The 15,199-nt window shown below is 73.9% G+C and carries 15 protein-coding genes and 1 pseudogene; 8 read left to right on the forward strand and 8 right to left on the reverse strand.

The genetic code is table 11. The annotated features are described in order from the left end of the window. Positions 1–9: 9 nt before the first annotated feature. Positions 10–354 carry a hypothetical protein gene (locus ACF08W_RS08560; protein ID WP_352274997.1) on the reverse strand — a complete coding sequence of 115 codons (345 nt, stop codon included), beginning with the start codon at positions 352–354 and terminating at the stop codon, positions 10–12. A 272-nt stretch (positions 355–626) separates the two neighbouring features. Between ACF08W_RS08560 and ACF08W_RS08565 the strand changes: the two genes are divergently transcribed. From ACF08W_RS08565 to ACF08W_RS08575, 3 genes are all read left to right on the forward strand, one after another. Continuing rightward, positions 627–1,562: a slipin family protein gene (locus ACF08W_RS08565; protein WP_392278825.1), complete on the forward strand. Its 936-nt coding sequence runs from the start codon at positions 627–629 to the stop codon at positions 1,560–1,562. A gap of 150 nt (positions 1,563–1,712) precedes the next feature. Continuing rightward, positions 1,713–4,652, forward strand: a complete 2,940-nt coding sequence (locus ACF08W_RS08570; RefSeq protein WP_392278826.1) for a DEAD/DEAH box helicase — start codon at positions 1,713–1,715, stop codon at positions 4,650–4,652. Further along, positions 4,649–5,956, forward strand: coding sequence for an SWIM zinc finger family protein (locus tag ACF08W_RS08575; protein ID WP_352275000.1), 1,308 nt, complete (start codon positions 4,649–4,651; stop codon positions 5,954–5,956). The genes ACF08W_RS08570 and ACF08W_RS08575 overlap by 4 nt, the downstream gene beginning before the upstream one ends. Before the next feature lie 108 nt (positions 5,957–6,064). Here ACF08W_RS08575 and ACF08W_RS08580 read toward each other — a convergent pair whose 3' ends face one another. Beyond that, positions 6,065–6,376 (reverse strand): hypothetical protein, encoded by a 312-nt coding sequence (locus ACF08W_RS08580; RefSeq protein WP_385211422.1) that lies wholly within the window; start codon positions 6,374–6,376, stop codon positions 6,065–6,067. Positions 6,377–6,549: 173 nt separating this feature from the next. After that, complete coding sequence (locus tag ACF08W_RS08585; RefSeq protein WP_392278827.1) at positions 6,550–7,089, reverse strand: DUF3574 domain-containing protein; 540 nt, start codon at positions 7,087–7,089, stop codon at positions 6,550–6,552. A 233-nt stretch (positions 7,090–7,322) separates the two neighbouring features. On the opposite strand from ACF08W_RS08585, the gene ACF08W_RS08590 reads away from it, so the two are divergent. Continuing rightward, a complete protein-coding gene (locus ACF08W_RS08590) occupies positions 7,323–8,054 on the forward strand; it encodes a hypothetical protein (protein ID WP_385211426.1) in 732 nt (243 codons plus the stop codon). Positions 8,055–8,086: 32 nt separating this feature from the next. Then, a pseudogene (locus ACF08W_RS08595) lies at positions 8,087–8,172 on the forward strand. Between the two features lie 276 nt (positions 8,173–8,448). Here the strand turns inward: ACF08W_RS08595 and ACF08W_RS08600 are convergent. Both ACF08W_RS08600 and ACF08W_RS08605 read right to left on the reverse strand, forming a co-directional pair. After that, positions 8,449–9,117 (reverse strand): peptidase, encoded by a 669-nt coding sequence (locus ACF08W_RS08600; protein WP_392278828.1) that lies wholly within the window; start codon positions 9,115–9,117, stop codon positions 8,449–8,451. A gap of 81 nt (positions 9,118–9,198) precedes the next feature. Next, a complete protein-coding gene (locus tag ACF08W_RS08605; protein WP_392278829.1) occupies positions 9,199–10,410 on the reverse strand; it encodes a pyridoxal phosphate-dependent aminotransferase in 1,212 nt (403 codons plus the stop codon). An 84-nt stretch (positions 10,411–10,494) separates the two neighbouring features. Here ACF08W_RS08605 and ACF08W_RS08610 point away from each other — a divergent pair, with 84 nt between their 5' ends. Continuing rightward, positions 10,495–11,163, forward strand: coding sequence for a winged helix-turn-helix transcriptional regulator (locus ACF08W_RS08610; RefSeq protein ID WP_385211432.1), 669 nt, complete (start codon positions 10,495–10,497; stop codon positions 11,161–11,163). Between the two features lie 45 nt (positions 11,164–11,208). Here ACF08W_RS08610 and ACF08W_RS08615 read toward each other — a convergent pair whose 3' ends face one another. Next, positions 11,209–11,574: a nuclear transport factor 2 family protein gene (locus ACF08W_RS08615; protein WP_392278830.1), complete on the reverse strand. Its 366-nt coding sequence runs from the start codon at positions 11,572–11,574 to the stop codon at positions 11,209–11,211. A gap of 150 nt (positions 11,575–11,724) precedes the next feature. On the opposite strand from ACF08W_RS08615, the gene ACF08W_RS08620 reads away from it, so the two are divergent. Then, complete coding sequence (locus tag ACF08W_RS08620; protein WP_392278831.1) at positions 11,725–12,489, forward strand: hypothetical protein; 765 nt, start codon at positions 11,725–11,727, stop codon at positions 12,487–12,489. A 30-nt stretch (positions 12,490–12,519) separates the two neighbouring features. After that, entirely contained in the window at positions 12,520–13,170 is a 651-nt protein-coding gene (locus tag ACF08W_RS08625; protein ID WP_392278832.1) for a uridine kinase, read from the forward strand. 59 nt (positions 13,171–13,229) lie between these two features. Here ACF08W_RS08625 and ACF08W_RS08630 read toward each other — a convergent pair whose 3' ends face one another. Further along, the gene (locus ACF08W_RS08630; protein ID WP_392278833.1) at positions 13,230–14,135 is read right to left on the reverse strand and encodes a carbohydrate kinase family protein; all 906 of its coding nucleotides are present in this window, start codon (positions 14,133–14,135) and stop codon (positions 13,230–13,232) included. Continuing rightward, complete coding sequence (locus ACF08W_RS08635; protein WP_392278834.1) at positions 14,132–15,142, reverse strand: pseudouridine-5'-phosphate glycosidase; 1,011 nt, start codon at positions 15,140–15,142, stop codon at positions 14,132–14,134. The genes ACF08W_RS08630 and ACF08W_RS08635 overlap by 4 nt, the downstream gene beginning before the upstream one ends. Positions 15,143–15,199: the final 57 nt, after the last annotated feature.

The following is a 15,199-nucleotide window of genomic DNA, read 5'->3' on the forward strand; positions in this document are numbered from 1 at the left end:
CCGACGCGGTCAGTGGACCGTCGTGAAGCTGCGCCAGAGCAGGGCGGGCGGTGCCTTGACGTCGCTGAGCGACCGTCCGAGGTAGGTCGTGCCCGGGCCGGTGCAGTCGCGCGTGCGGTAGAGGACGAGGTCGACCAGCGTGTTGTTGGTGATCGCCTTCGCACCCGGGGCGAGCCGGTGGCACCCCTTCACGGGCGGGCTGTTGATCGTGACCACCGCGTTCCGCTGCGTCGAGTAGATGACCGGCCCGACCGCGGTCCGGCCGAGGCCGGAGCAGCCTGCGACGGTGAGGGTCAGGAGCGCGGTCCCGGCCGCGATGCCGAGGCGGCGGCGTCGATGGGCGATCACGGGCATGGGCGGATCCTCGTCTGTCTGTCGCTCGTGCGGGGCTGATACGTCCGACTGTCCTGTCCGGAGCTTCCCCGTCCTGTCCCGGCCGGGGCGTTTCGTCCGACGCTGGCCACCCTGCCCGCTCGCCGGGGCCGCGGCATCCGCTGCGCGGCCGGGCGGGGGACGGTCTTGCCGGGCCATGTTCACATGGGGTGATTTCCGGCATACCGTGGTATCAGCGACTGACTCGTTCACCTGGGACGCTCCAGGTGGTTTCCGGCTTTCAGGGGGCCGTCATGGTCCAGGAGCTCGTGATCGCGATAGTGGCGGCGATCTCGGCCGTCGTGCTGTACGCGGCAGCGGGGGCCAAGGTCGTCAAGCAGTACGAGCGGGGCGTCGTGCTGAGGCTCGGCAGGCTCCGCGACGACGTGCGCGGCCCCGGCTTCACCATGGTGCTGCCCGGCATCGAGCGGCTGCGCAAGGTCAACATGCAGATCGTGACGATGCCGGTCCCGGCGCAGGACGGGATCACCCGGGACAACGTGACGGTACGGGTGGACGCGGTCATCTACTTCAAGGTGGTCGACGCGGCGAGCGCCCTGATCCAGGTCGAGGACTACCGGTTCGCGGTCTCGCAGATGGCGCAGACCTCGCTGCGGTCCATCATCGGCAAGAGCGACCTGGACGATCTGCTGTCCAACCGGGAGAAGCTGAACCAGGGCCTGGAGCTCATGATCGACAGCCCCGCGGTCGGCTGGGGCGTGCAGATCGACCGGGTGGAGATCAAGGACGTCTCGCTGCCGGAGACGATGAAGCGCTCCATGGCCCGCCAGGCCGAGGCCGACCGTGAGCGGCGCGCCCGGGTCATCAACGCGGACGCCGAACTCCAGGCGTCGAAGAAGCTCGCCGAGGCGGCGGGCGCGATGTCGGCGGAGCCCGCCGCGCTCCAACTGCGGCTGCTGCAGACCGTGGTGGCGGTCGCGGCGGAGAAGAACTCGACGCTGGTGTTGCCGTTCCCGGTGGAGCTGCTCCGCTTCCTGGAACGGGCCGCCCAGCCGGAAGCGGCACCGTCGCCCGCGCCGCCTGAGCAGGCCCCCGCACAGCAGGCCGCACCGCAGCAGTCCGTACAACAGCAGCCCGCGCAGCAGCAGCGGCCCGCCCGGCCGAAGCCGCAGCCGCCGCTGCGTTCCGCGGCGCGTTCCCCCCGGCCGAAGCCGCTCGCCCGGCACTGACCCCGGGCCGCTCCCTCCCGCTCCGTACCGTCTCTGACCTGCGGGGACGCCTGGCCGCCCGGTCGGTTGTCGGACCCCCCGCCTAGACTCGGCAGGAGTCATCGGGAGTACGACGGTCACGGCGGCCGGAGCGGGAGGGGAGGCGTGGAGATGGGCGCGGCACACCACCGGCAGCAGGACGTTTCCGCTGCCCGCCTGCTGAGCTGTGCCGCCGTGTTCCTGCCCGCGCCGCTGCCGAGGGACGGCAGCGTCGCCTTCTGGGATCCGGACGGCGGCCCGCTCCCGGACCCGGCCGAGATCTGCCGGAACCCCGCCGACCCGGAGGGCCCGGCTCCCGGTGCGCGTACGGCCGAGATCACCGTCGTCCGCCCGTACGGGGACGGGGTGCGCGGGTGCGAGGTCCCCGCGGTGCTGCTGCCCGTCGCCGACGCGCTGCCGCTGCTCGTCCGGGCCCGGCACCGGGCATCGGCCCATCCCGCCACGCGGTGCTGGGGCGCCGCCGCGCTCCAGGCGCTCCATCTGGCCGCGCGCGGCCGCCTCCTCCCCGGGCTGACCAGCGAGGACCACGACGCCTGGCGGGCCGGCCCGCGCGACGCCGAGGACGTCGCCCACCTCAGGGCCGTCGCCGCGGCCCTGCCGCCGGAGGGCAACGCGGTCCCGCTGCCGGACCGCGCCCCGCTCCGGGTCGCCGACCCCCAGTGGCTGGTCGGCGCGTTTCTCGACGCCGTCGCCGACACCCTGCCCCGTACGCCCGCCGCGGCGTACGCGATGGGCGCCCCGTTCGCCGCCCGCGAGGCCCAGCACCTGCCGGACGCCCGCGCCTGGGCGGTCGAGGCGGCGTCCGGCCTCGACGCGGGGGTACGGGTCTCGCTCCGGCTCGACCTGTCGGCCTTCGAACTCTTCGACACCTCCGGCCCCGACGCGGCCCCCGGCGCCCGCGACGACACCGGCCCGCAGGGCGCTTCGGAGCCGTCCGGCGCCCGCCATGCCGCCGCCGCGGTCACCCAGGTGCACAGCCTCGCCGACCCCACCCACGTCACCGACGCCGCCGCGCTGTGGAACGGGGAGGCGGGCGAGCCGTTCGGCCCCCGCGCCCGGGTCGACGCCGTGCTCGCCCTGCGCCGGGCGGCCCGCGTCTGGGGCCCGCTGGAGCGGCTGCTGGACCAGCCGGTGCCCGATGTGCTCGCCCTGACGGAGGACGAGCTGTACGAGCTGCTCGGCGACGCCGGGGCCCGGCTGGCGGCGGCCGGGGTGAGCGTCCACTGGCCCCGGGACCTCGTCCGCTCGCTCACCGCCACCGCCGTGGTCCGGCCCGCGCCCGGCTCGGCCACCGACGGCACCTCGTTCTTCGACGCCGACCGGCTCTTCGCCTTCGACTGGCAGCTCTCGCTGGGCGACGACCGGCTCACCGAGGCCGAGATGGACGTCCTCGCGGAGGCCCACCGCCCGGTGGTACGCCTGCGGGACCGCTGGGTCGTCGTCGACCCCGCGCTCGTACGCAAGGCACGCAAGCGGGAGCTGGGCCTGCTCGATCCGGTCGACGCCCTCGCCGTCGCCCTGACCGGCACCGCCGAGGTCGACGGGGAACAGGTCGAGGCGGTGCCGGTCGGCGCGCTGGCCGCGCTCCGCACCCGTATCACCGACGACGGCGCCACCGTCGCCCCGCCGCCGGGTCTGGCCGCCACGCTCCGCGACTACCAGCTGCGCGGCCTCGCCTGGCTGGACCGGATGACCTCCCTCGGCCTGGGCGGCTGCCTCGCCGACGACATGGGCCTGGGCAAGACGATCACCCTCATCGCCCTCCACCTCCACCGGGCCCGCCCCGAACCCACCTTGGTCATCTGCCCCGCCTCCCTCCTGGGCAACTGGCACCGCGAGATCGGCCGCTTCGCCCCCGGCGTACCGGTTCGACGCTTCCACGGCACCGACCGCACCCTCGACGGAACGGACGGCGGCTTCGTCCTCACCACGTACGGCACGATGCGCTCCAGCGCCGCGCAGCTCGCCGGGCACGGCTGGGGGCTGATCGTCGCCGACGAGGCACAGCACGTGAAGAACCCGCAGTCCTCCACCGCCAAGGCGCTGCGCACCATCCCGGCCCCGGCCCGGGTCGCCCTCACCGGCACCCCCGTGGAGAACAACCTCTCCGAGCTGTGGGCCCTGCTCGACTGGACCACGCCCGGCCTGCTCGGCCCGCTCAAGGCGTTCCGCGCCCGGCACGCCCGTATCGTCGAGAGCTCCGGGACGGCCGCCGGACTCGACAACGACGAGGCGGTCGAACGGCTCTCCCGCCTGGTCCGGCCCTTCCTCCTGCGCCGCAGGAAGTCCGACCCGGGGATCGCCCCCGAGCTGCCGCCCAAGACGGTGACCGACCACCCCGTCTTCCTCACCCGCGAGCAGGTCACGCTCTACGAGGCGGCGGTCCGCGAGACGATGGCCTTCATCGAGGAGTCCGAGGGCATGGCCCGGCGCGGCCTGGTCATGAAGCTGCTCGCCTCGCTCAAGCAGATCTGCAACCACCCCGCGCAGTACCTGAAGGAGGAGCCGACGCGGCTCGTCGGCCGCTCCGGGAAGCTCGCCCTGCTCGACGAGCTCCTCGACACGATCCTCGCCGAGGACGGCTCCGTCCTCGTCTTCACCCAGTACGTCTCCATGGCCAGACTCCTCTCCGCGCACCTCACCTCCCGGGGCGTCCCCTCCCAGCTCCTGCACGGCGGCACACCGGTCGCCGAGCGGCAGCGGATGGTGGACCGGTTCCAGTCCGGCGAGGTCCCCGTCTTCCTGCTCTCCCTCAAGGCGGCGGGTACCGGCCTCAACCTCACCCGGGCCGCCCATGTCGTGCACTACGACCGCTGGTGGAATCCGGCCGTCGAGGAACAGGCCACCGACCGGGCCTACCGCATCGGCCAGACCCAGCCCGTACAGGTCCACCGGCTGATCGCGGAAGGCACCGTCGAGGACCGGATCGGCGAGCTGCTGGAGGCCAAGCGCGCCCTGGCCGACACGGTGCTCGGCACCGGCGAGAGCGCCCTGACCGAGCTCAGCGACCGCGATCTGGCCGACCTCGTCTCGCTCCGGAGGCCGACGTGAGCCCCCGCCCGCACACCGCCCCGGCCCCCCGCCGCCCCGCGGTGCGTCCCCGTCCCGGCCCCGACGACCTGCGCCGCACCTTCGAGGCCGTACCGCCCCGCACCTCGCGGGGCGACGAGCCCTTCGCGGACAGCTGGTGGGGCCGTGCCTGGGTGGCCGCCCTGGAATCCCTCTCGATGGACGACGCCCGGCTCTCCCGGGGGCGTGCCTACGCCGACAGCGGCAAGGTCGCCGCGATCACCGTCACCCCGGGCCGGGTCGTCGCCTACGTCCACGGCAGCCGGGTGCGCCCCTACCGCTGCGAGCTGCGGCTGCGGGCCTTCGACGACCCCGACTGGGACACCTTCCTCGACGCCGTCGCGGCCCGCCCCGGCCACCTCGCCGCGCTGCTCACCAAGGAGATGCCGCACTCGCTGGCCGACACGGCGGCCGCGTCCGGCATCGGGCTGCTGCCCGCCCCGGGGGACCTCGACCCCGACTGCACCTGCCCGGACCACGGCCGCCCCTGCAAGCACGTGGCCGCGCTCTGCTACCAGACGGCGCGGCTGCTGGACGCCGACCCGTTCGTCCTCCTCCTGCTGCGCGGCCGGGGCGAGCGGGAGCTGCTGGAGGAGCTCGGCCGCCGCAACGCCGCCCACTCCGCCCGGGAACGCCCCGCGACCCCCGAGATCCCGTCCGTCCCGGCCGCCGAGGCCCTCGCCGCCCGCTATCTCCCGCAGCCGCCCGCCCCGCTGCCGGTGCCGCCGCACCCCGCGCAGCCCCCCTCGTACCCGAGCCTGCCCGGGGCGCGCGACCCGCTCGCCCTCGACCACCTCGCCACGGACGCGGCCTCCCGCGCGCACGCGCTCCTCACCACCGGGGCCGACCCGGTCGCCGGGCTCACCACCTGGCAGGACGCGGTGCGGCTGGCCGCCTCCGGCCCCACCGCCGGACTCACCGCCACCACCCGCGCGCTCTACCGCGAGCTGGCCCACGCCACCGGCCGCACCACCACCGACCTGGCCCGCGCGGTCGCGGCCTGGCGCCAGGGCGGTGCCGAAGGGCTCGCCGTCCTCGAAACCGTCTGGGACCCTCCGGCGGGCCCGTTCGACCGGGCCCGCCCGGCGCTCTCGGCGGCCGGCTTCCCCCGGTTCCACCCCCGGCGCAACCACCTCACCCACCCCGGCGGCACGCTCCAGCTCCGCTTCGGCCACGACGGCCGCTGGTACGGCTACGAGTCCGAGCCGGAGGAGGACGACTGGTGGCCCCGCGCGACCCCCCGTACCGACCCGGTGGACGCGCTCATGGAGCTGAGCGGCGACTGACCGGCGTGGCGGGAGCCCGTCGCGCCGCTGCCCGGCCCGGGAGCCGCCGGAACACCAGGAGCTGTCGGCCCGTCAGGAGCCGCCGGACTGAAGGGGGTTGGCAGGCTCTCAGGAGTTTTCGAGCCAGGCGAAGAGCGCGATCAGCAGCACGGCGACGATCGGCAGCACGATCAGCCGCGCCTTGCGGAACCCCTCGTCCTCCCGCTGGGACAGGGCCCCCTCGGCGCCGTGCGCCGACGCCAGGTGCTCGGCGGCCATGTCGTCGATCCGCCGCGTGGTCAGCAGCGACGGCGACCAGTCGCAGTGCGCGCAGACGACGAAGTCGCGGTACGGCTCGTACCGGAAGTCCCGTTCGATCCGGACGGTGTACTCCCGGCCGTCCGCCGCCGTGGCCGTCAAATGCCGTACTGGTGTGCCCATGTGGATCGTGCCCCGTTCCGTGCGCGTGGCGGGTCCGGTACCCGGCCGCGGCACAGTACCCCGACCCGACGGTCCTGGTTCCGGCGCGGTCGGCGGGGCGGCGGGTGTCCACGGGCAACCCGAGCCGAGTCCGGCTGCTCGCGGGAGGAACCGGCCGGCGAAGAAGCCGCGGGTCAGAAGTCGGCGGTGGTGCGCTCATCGACGCGGACGACCGAGTCCTGGGCGTAGGTCCTCTCGTAGGCGTCGCGGATCCGCTCGATCCGGGCGTCGCGCACACGGGCCTCGGACACGGGGTAGAGCAGGGTCAGCTCATAGCTGCGTTCCCGCTCGATGACGCCGTGGGAGTCCCGCCACTGCCCCCGGCCGTCCTGGACGGTCAGCCCGTCCGGGAAGCGCGGTGTGACCTCCTCGTCGATGAACGCCATGAACTGGCGGTCCGTCACCGCCGGCCCGCCGCCCGGGCGCTCGGTGCCGAAGAGGAGCCGGGTCTCGATGTACGCGCGGCCGCGCGCGAGGGCGGGTGCGGCGGCCGCGGCGGCCTTCGGGGCGGTGGAGCCACCGGTGCCGAGAGTGGCGTACGCGACGGGCGTCCCCACGGCCAGTACCGCCACGGCGGCGGCCGTCGCGGTGAGCGCGGTGCGCCGCTTCGGACGGGAAGGGCCGGAGGGGCCGGAGGGGCCGGAGGAGCCGGTGGTGCGAGGAGGAACGGGCACGGCAGGGCCTTTCTGCGGGATCCGGGAAGAGGGGGAGGGGCGGGTGCGGCGGTGCGCACGTCCGCGCGGCCACTGTGGCAAGCAGTGCCCGGGGTCGGAGGCAGGACATGGGTGTCCACGGCGGCCTCGCGCGGAATCCACCCGTACGGCCCGGCCCGGCTCGTCTCCCTGCCGCGAACGACCATACGTAAATACGTTTGTTGGGCTCGTTGCTGGATTGCTAGGTTCCCGGTGTGGCGAAACTCAATCAGATCATCGCAGTGGAGAAGGGCGTCAAGTCCAAGGCACACCAGGACCTGACGGCGGCTCATCACGGCCTCCAGAAGGCGGGCCTCCTGGCCGGGCTCTCGCGTACGTACCAGCCGAAGGACGAGGAGGGCGAGCAGCTTCCGCCCGAGTCGACGCTGGTGCAGATCAAGGCCGAGGACGTGCTGCGGGAGACCGCGGCGACCCTGACCCGGCTCTTCGATGTGACCGCCACGAAGGACTGGGCCAACTGCACGGCCCGTGCGGACGTGAAGGTCGACGGGCGGGTGCTCGTGAGCGACGTCCCGGTCTCGTACCTGCTCTTTCTGGAGAAGCAGCTCACGGACCTCAACACCTTCGTCCGCAAGCTGCCGGTGCTCGACGCGGCCGAGGCATGGGTCCAGGACCCGTCGACGGACTCCTGGAAGACGGAGCCGGTGCGGACCCTCCGTACGAAGAAGGTGCCCCGCAACCATGTGAAGGCGGAGGCCACCGACAAGCACCCGGCCCAGGTCGAGGTCTACTACGAGGACATCCCGATCGGCTACTGGACGACGGTGAAGTTCTCCGGCGCCCTGCCCGCGCGCCGCGTCAACGAGCTGCTGGACCGGGTGGAGAAGCTCCAGCAGGCCGTGAAGTACGCCCGCGAGGAGGCCAACGGCGTGGAGGTCACGGACCAGCGGGTGGGTGATGCGGTATTCGGTTACCTCTTCGGGTGACCGACCATTGACCCCCCGGCCGACTCATTGCGGCCGGGGTGCGCGAGGAGCGCAAGCTGAAACTGAGGCTTGTCGTGACGACGCGGCTCCGGTGGAGGTTCGAGTCCTCCCCCCGGCACTCCGTACGACACCGTACGGGAGCGGGCCGGGGTGGCCCAACTGGCAGAGGCAGGCCGCGATCAATCTCAGACTATTGCTCCAGACTCAGCATGGGCCATCCATCGCCGAATCGAACGGACCAGTGCCCACGGGCGTCGAGATGCCGGTTCGACTCCGGCTCGCAGAGCTTCGATCTGCGGTCGTCTAAAGGCAGGACGCGGCGACATCAACCTGACACCGGTCCTTAAACGTGTCGGCGTGCCGTATGGGTGGCACACCAGGGCCTGGGGGCCGGCTACGCCCCCGGGCCCGCTCCCGTTCCCGGGCCCGGTCCCCCTTCCGGCCGGGCACCGGTCATCCTCATGGACACGCCGCGCCCCGCGAAGAACCGCGCGAAGCCGGAGAGGGGCAGCTCCGCAGCCCGCGTCCCGGCCGTTGTCCCTGACGGATTGTGGAAGTGGACGCCCCGGCCGTCGGCCGTCCGCGAGGTCAGCAGCACCAGATGCCCGCCCCGGCCCGGAGCCGGCCGCTCCGGATACCGGATGGCGTAGTGCACCGAGGCCATCACCACACGCCCGGCGTCCAGCAGGCCGGGCAGCTCCTCCGGTGCCAGCTCGCGGTGGACCGTGGCGTCGACCCCGTGCGCCGCGCGGGCGTACTCGGCGAAGGGAGCGTAGATCAGGCCCCGGATCCCGCCCCGCGCGTCCTCGGTGTAGGCGCCGTAACGCAGCGCGCCGTCGCGCAGCGCGAACAGCGAGGGGGCATCGGCGCCGAGCGCCATGCGCAGACAGGTCATCCCGCACAGATGGCCCGACCAGCGGGCGTACTCCGCCGGGGAGGCCGCTCCCGATTCCGCCCATGCCGGGTCGGTGGCCGGATCGAGCCCCTCCTCCACGATCGGTCCGACGAGGGATGGCGAGGCGAACTGGGTCCGGACGGGGAAACGGCAGGCTGAGCAGGTCACTGGCGAGGTCCGATCACTGGTGGCGTCCGGGCACGGGTGGCGTCCGATGACGGGTTACGTCCGCTTACCGGTTGCCTCCGGTCACTGGCGGTATCCGGTGAGGAAGCGGCCGATGCGGCTGATCGCGGCGTCGAGGTCGTCGGCGTGCGGGAGGGTGAGAATACGGAAGTGGTCGGGGCGGGGCCAGTTGAAACCGGTGCCCTGGACGACCTGGATCTTCTCCCGCAGCAGCAGGTCCAGCACGAACTTCTCGTCGTCGACGATGCGGTGCACCTTCGGATCCAGGCGCGGGAACGCGTAGAGCGCGCCCTTCGGCTTCACGCAGGAGACCCCGGGGATCTCGTTCAGCTTCTCCCAGGCCCGGTCGCGCTGCTCGTGCAGTCGGCCGCCGGGCGCGACCAGTTCCCGGATCGACTGACGGCCGCCGAGCGCGGCCTGAATGGCGTACTGCGCCGGCGCGTTGGGGCACAGGCGCATGGAGGCGAGCATCGTGAGCCCCTCCAGGTAGCCGCGGGCGTGCTGCTGCGGACCGGACACCACCAGCCAGCCGGAGCGGAAACCCGCCACGCGGTACGTCTTCGACAGCCCGCTGAAAGTGAGGCAGACCAGGTCGGGGGCGAGGATCGCCGCGCTGTGGTGCTCCGCGCCGTCGTAGAGGATCTGGTCGTAGATCTCGTCGGCGAAGACCATCAGGCGGTGCCTGCGCGCCAGGTCGAGGATGCCTTCGAGGACCTCGCGCGGATAGACGGCACCGGTCGGGTTGTTCGGGTTGATGATCACGACGGCCTTGGTGCGGTCGGTGATCTTCGAGGCGAGGTCGGCCAGGTCGGGGTTCCAGTCCGCTTCCTCGTCACAGACGTAGTGCACCGGACGGCCGCCCGCGAGGGTGACCACCGCGGTCCACAGCGGGTAGTCGGGGGACGGGACGAGGACCTCGTCACCGTCCTCCAGCAGTGCCTGGACGGCCATCGAGATCAGCTCGGAGACGCCGTTGCCGAGGAAGACGTCGTCGACCCCGACCTCCGTCATCCCCATGTCCTGGTAGCGCTGCGCCACCGCACGGCGGGCGGACAGGATGCCGCGCGAGTCGGTGTAGCCGTGGGCGCGCGGCAGCATCCGGATCATGTCCTGGACGATCTCCTCCGGCGCCTCGAAGCCGAAGAGCGCGGGGTTGCCCGTGTTGAGCCGGAGCACGCTGTGGCCCGCCTCCTCCAGGGCGTTGGCGTGCTCGATGACCGGGCCCCGGATCTCGTAGCAGACCTCGTTGAGCTTGCTGGACTGCCGGAACTCCATGCGTGCCTCCCCGACCCGATTGCGATACTTGGTTTTACCAAGCTCGACCTTGGAAAGTCCAACAACATGTCTAGACTGAGTCCCATGCCACGTCAGCAACCGTCCGCCGCACGCCCGGTCCGCCGCCGGAGCTACGACCAGTTCTGTGCCACCGCCCGCGCCCTCGACGCCGTGGGCGACCGGTGGACGCTGCTGATCGTCCGTGAACTGCTGGCGGGCCCCCGCCGGTACACCGACCTCCACGCCGACCTGCCGGGTGTCAGTACGGATGTGCTCGCCTCCCGGCTGCGGGACATGGAGCAGAACGGCCTGGCCGTCCGGCGCAGACTTCCGCCGCCGGCCGCCGCCTCCGTCTACGAGCTGACCGAGCGCGGCCGGGGGCTGATGCCGGTGCTGACCGCGCTCGCGGAGTGGGGGGCGCCCGCGCTCGCCGAGCGGCGGCCCACCGACGCGGTGCGGGCCCACTGGTTCGCCCTGCCGCTGCTGCGCGCGCTGGACGGGATCGGCGGGGCCGGAACCGTCGAAGTGCGGCTGGACGAGGGCCGGTTCCACGTCCGCACCGGCGGCACGGAGGACGGCGCTCCGGTCTACGGGGACGGTCCGGCTCCCCGTGCCGACGTCTGCATAGCGCTCGACGTCGAGGTCTGCCTGGAGCTCGCGCACGGCGGGCTGAGCCTCGCCGAGGCGGTCGACGACGGGCGGGTCGAGGTGTCGGGCGAGGGGCCGCTCGCCACCGAACTGCGCGGCGGATGACGGGCGGCCCGGGTTCCCTGCCGCGCGGGGCCCCGGGCCGGGGCGTCAGTTGGCGAGCGTCTCCCCGTACGCGCCGAAGCCGGATACCACCAGGCCGTCCCGGAAGGTCAGCACCTCGCTGACCCGGCCGCCGATCTGGTTGCGGTAGTCGATCACCAGCGCGTCCACGGCCACCCGCACGTCCACCAGCTCGAACCGCAGCTCGGGGATGCGCTCCAGGCCGACCGCCCAGTAGGCGCGCAGCGCCTCCTTGCCATGCACCGTGCCGGAGGCGTCACCGGTCATCTGCCGGATCACGGGCGAGCTGAAGGTCACGTCGTCGTGATAGTGCGTCAGGATGCGGTCGCGGTCGTGGGAGTTCCAGCCGTCCAGCCATTCGGCGGCGAACGCGCGGGCGAATGCGAGATCCATGGGGGGATCGTAGAAGGCGGGGCCACCGAAGCGCTCGGGCGGTGGCGGATCCGACGCCCACCGCGACGGCGGGCACAGGACACGACGGGCATCGGGCATGCCGCAGAGGACACGCCGCGCAGGACCCGGCGGGCATCGAGGACGACAGGCATGGGGTACGACGGGCGACGGGAGACCACGGCCATGGACGAACGGGCACCCCGGGACCGGGGCCGGGAGTGTGCGGAGGGGCTCGATCCGGAGTGGCGGGACGCGTTCGCCGAGGAGCTGATCCGGGCGCTCGCCGCCTACTGCCCGGGTTCCCGGGCGGAGCCGCGCGGCTCGCTCGCCCGGGGAACGGCGGACGCGTACAGCGACATCGACCTGGCCTGGACCGTGCCCGGCGACCGGTTCGCCGACTGCCTCGCCGCCGCGCGGGGCGTACTCGGCGCGGTGCGGCCGCTCGACTCGCTGCGCACCGACCCCGACACACGGGAGTCCGGTGGACGGAGGCTGCTCTTCGCCGCCTTCCGCGGGCTGCCGCTGTTCTGGCGGGTGGACCTGGAGGTCGTGGCGGCGGGGGGAGGCGCGGGCGGTCCCGTACCGCCCGCCGATGACGACTGGTCGAGGCCGGCGAGCGCGCTGGCCAACGCGGTCGCCGCCACGAAGGCCGTGCTGCGCGGCCGGCCGGAGGACGCCCGGGGCCTGCTGGAACGCGGCCTCGGCCGGATCGACGCACCGGAGGGGCCGTCCGGGCAGTGGTTCGCCGACATCCTGCGTCTCGCCGGCATCGCGGCCGAGCGGGAGCCCGGGCTGGGACCGCTCGCCGACCGGGTGCGCGCCCTCGCCGAGAGCCACCGGGCGGTCCTCGGCGGCGGCCCCGACGCTCCAAGTCCGGACGGCTCACCCGGCAGGCCCCCCGGGACCGGTGCCTGAGCCGGGTCGTTGGACGGTGATGATGGTGGGGTGCGATTCGAAGCGATCACCTGGGAGCGGCTGGCCGACGCCCTTGCCGCGCGCGCCGACGCCCTCGAACCCGCCGACGGAAGCCCCTGGCCGAAGCTCGCCGTGGACGGAGCCCCGGCCGCCCGCACCGGGGAGCTGGCCGAGCGGGTCGCACAGGCCCTGCGGATCCGGGGCCGTGCCGTGCTGGTGGTGTCCACCGAGGGCTTCCTGCGCCCGGCGAGCCTCCGGTACGAGTACGGCAAGGAGGACCCCGACACGTACTTCGACGGCTGGTTCGACACCGGGGCACTGTGGCGCGAGGTCTTCGGGCCGCTGGAGCCCGGCGGCAGCGGGCGGGTGCTGCCGGACCTCTGGGACCCGGTGACGGACCGGGCCACCCGCAGCCCGTACCGGCCGCTGCCCGGGGGCGGGGTGCTGGTGGTGCACGGCCCGCTGCTGCTCGGCCATTGGTTCCCGTTCGACCTGAGCGTCCATCTGCGGCTGTCGCCGGGCGCGCTGCGGCGGCGCACCGAGGAGAGCGCGCGCTGGACGCTGCCGGCCTTCGCCCGGTACGAGACGGAGACCGCGCCCGGCGAGCACGCGGACGCGGTCGTGCGCGCCGACGACCCCGCGCACCCGGCCTGGACGGGATGGGCCGGGACGACGGGCTGACGCGGTGGGGGCCCGGCCACGGCGGGCCCATGGCGGGGGCCGGTCGCGGCGGGGAACCGTCACGGGGTGCCGGGGTCGGGGCGGCCGCCCACGGTGGTGACCGCCTCCGCCCCCGCCCGGCACCCCGCCGCCACGGCCGCCATGTCGTCCGCCCCGGCCAGCCGCGCCGCGAGGAAGCCGCCGGTGAACGCGTCGCCCGCCCCGGTCGAGTCCACCGCCCCGGTGATCCGGACGGCGGGGACGTGCCCGACCACCGCGCCCCCGGTCGCGAGCAGCGCCCCGCCCTCGCCGAGCGTGACCACCACCCGGCCCACCTGATGGCTCAACTTGGCTGCCGCGTCGGCCGGTTCGGGCAGCCCGGTCAGCAGCCGGGCCTCGTCCGCGTTGGGCAGCAGCAGATCGGCGCCCGCCACGGCGGCCAGGAAACGTCCGGTCCCCAGCTCGGCGAGGAAGCCGGCCGAGGCGGGGTCGACGCTCACCGTGATCCGCCGTCGCCGCGCCTCCCGCAGGGCGAGCAGCGCCGTCGCCCGGCTTACCGCGGCGAACAGGAGATACCCGGAGAGATGGAGGTGGGCGACACCGTCCAGCATCGACGGCGACCAGTCGTCGGGGGAGAGGTGCAGGACCGCACCGCTGTCGGTGAGGAAGGTGCGTTCGGCGGCGGAGTCGACGAGCGCGACGACGGTGGCGGTCGGCTCCCGCCTGTCCACGACCAGCAGGGGGCGCACCCCCGCCCGCCGCAGCGCGTCCCGGTGCCACTCCGCGCTGTCGGCGCCGACCCGGGCGAGCAGCCGCACGTCCGGGCGGCCCGAAAGGGCGGCCCAGCAGGCCACGTTGGCCCCCGCGCCGCCGGGCAGCGTACGGATGCGGGCGCTGGTGTCCGTGCCGCGCGCCAGGGGTGAGCCGTGCCGGGCGACGACGTCCGTGACCACGTCCCCGACGACGAGCAGGCCGCCGCCGGTCATGCCCCGGCCGCCGGTTCCTGCCGCGTGTCGCGGCCCGCGTGGTCATCGGACGCGGGGCTCCGGGGGTTGTCGGCGGTCCACGCGACGGCGATCCGCGCGGCCAGCGACACGTTCCCGCGTACGGCCGCCAGATTGGCCTCCAGCGAGGCGCCTTCGGTGCCCCGCGCCAGCCGCTCCAGGAGGAAGGGGGTGATCGCCTGCCCCGTGATGCCCCGCTCCTTGCATTCCGCCAGGGCCTCGGCCAGCACATGGTCGTGGAGCTCCGGATCCAACTGGTCGGCCACGGGCACGGGGTTGGCGACGACCAGGGCGGAGCCGGGGCCGCCGAGCGCGTCCTGGGCCCGCATCACCGCGGCGACCTCCTGGGGCGTGCGCACCGTCCAGTCGACCGGCTCGCCCGAACTGGTCAGATAGAAGCCGGGGAACCGGTCGGTGCCGTAGCCCAGCACCGTGACGCCCAGCGTCTCCAGGCGCTGGAGCGTCGCGGGGACGTCCAGGACGGACTTCACGCCCGCGCACACCAGGGTGATGCCGGTCCGGGCGAGGAGGCGGAGGTCGGCGGACTCGTCCTGGGTCCGGACCCACTCCCGGTGCACGCCGCCGAGTCCGCCGGTCGCGAAGAAGCGCAGTCCGGCGCGTGCGGCCAGGAAGGCCGTGGCGGACACGGTGGTCGAGCCGCTCGCGCCCGTCGCCAGGGCCGGGGCGAGGTCCCGGTGGCCCAGCTTCCGCATCGCCGGGTCCATGGCCACCCGGTCCAGTTGGGCCTTGTCCAGGCCGATCCTGGGCTTTCCGTCGAGCACGGCGATCGTCGCGGGCACCGCGCCCGCGGACCGTACGAGATCCTCCAGCTCCGCGGCGACCCGCAGGTTGCGGGGGCGCGGCAGACCGTGGGCGATGATCGTCGACTCCAGGGCCACGACGGGGTGGTGTGTGGCGAGGGCGTCCCGTACCTCGGCGGAGAGGACGGGGACGCCGGAGGGCGCGCTGCGCGACGCATTGAATGACATGTCCACATCCCTGTCGCGAGCGTGCCCGCCTCAAACGTGCGGCCGGGAGGACGGGGC

This window comes from Streptomyces sp. NPDC015144 (genome assembly GCF_043079735.1).
Classification (GTDB): domain Bacteria; phylum Actinomycetota; class Actinomycetes; order Streptomycetales; family Streptomycetaceae; genus Streptomyces.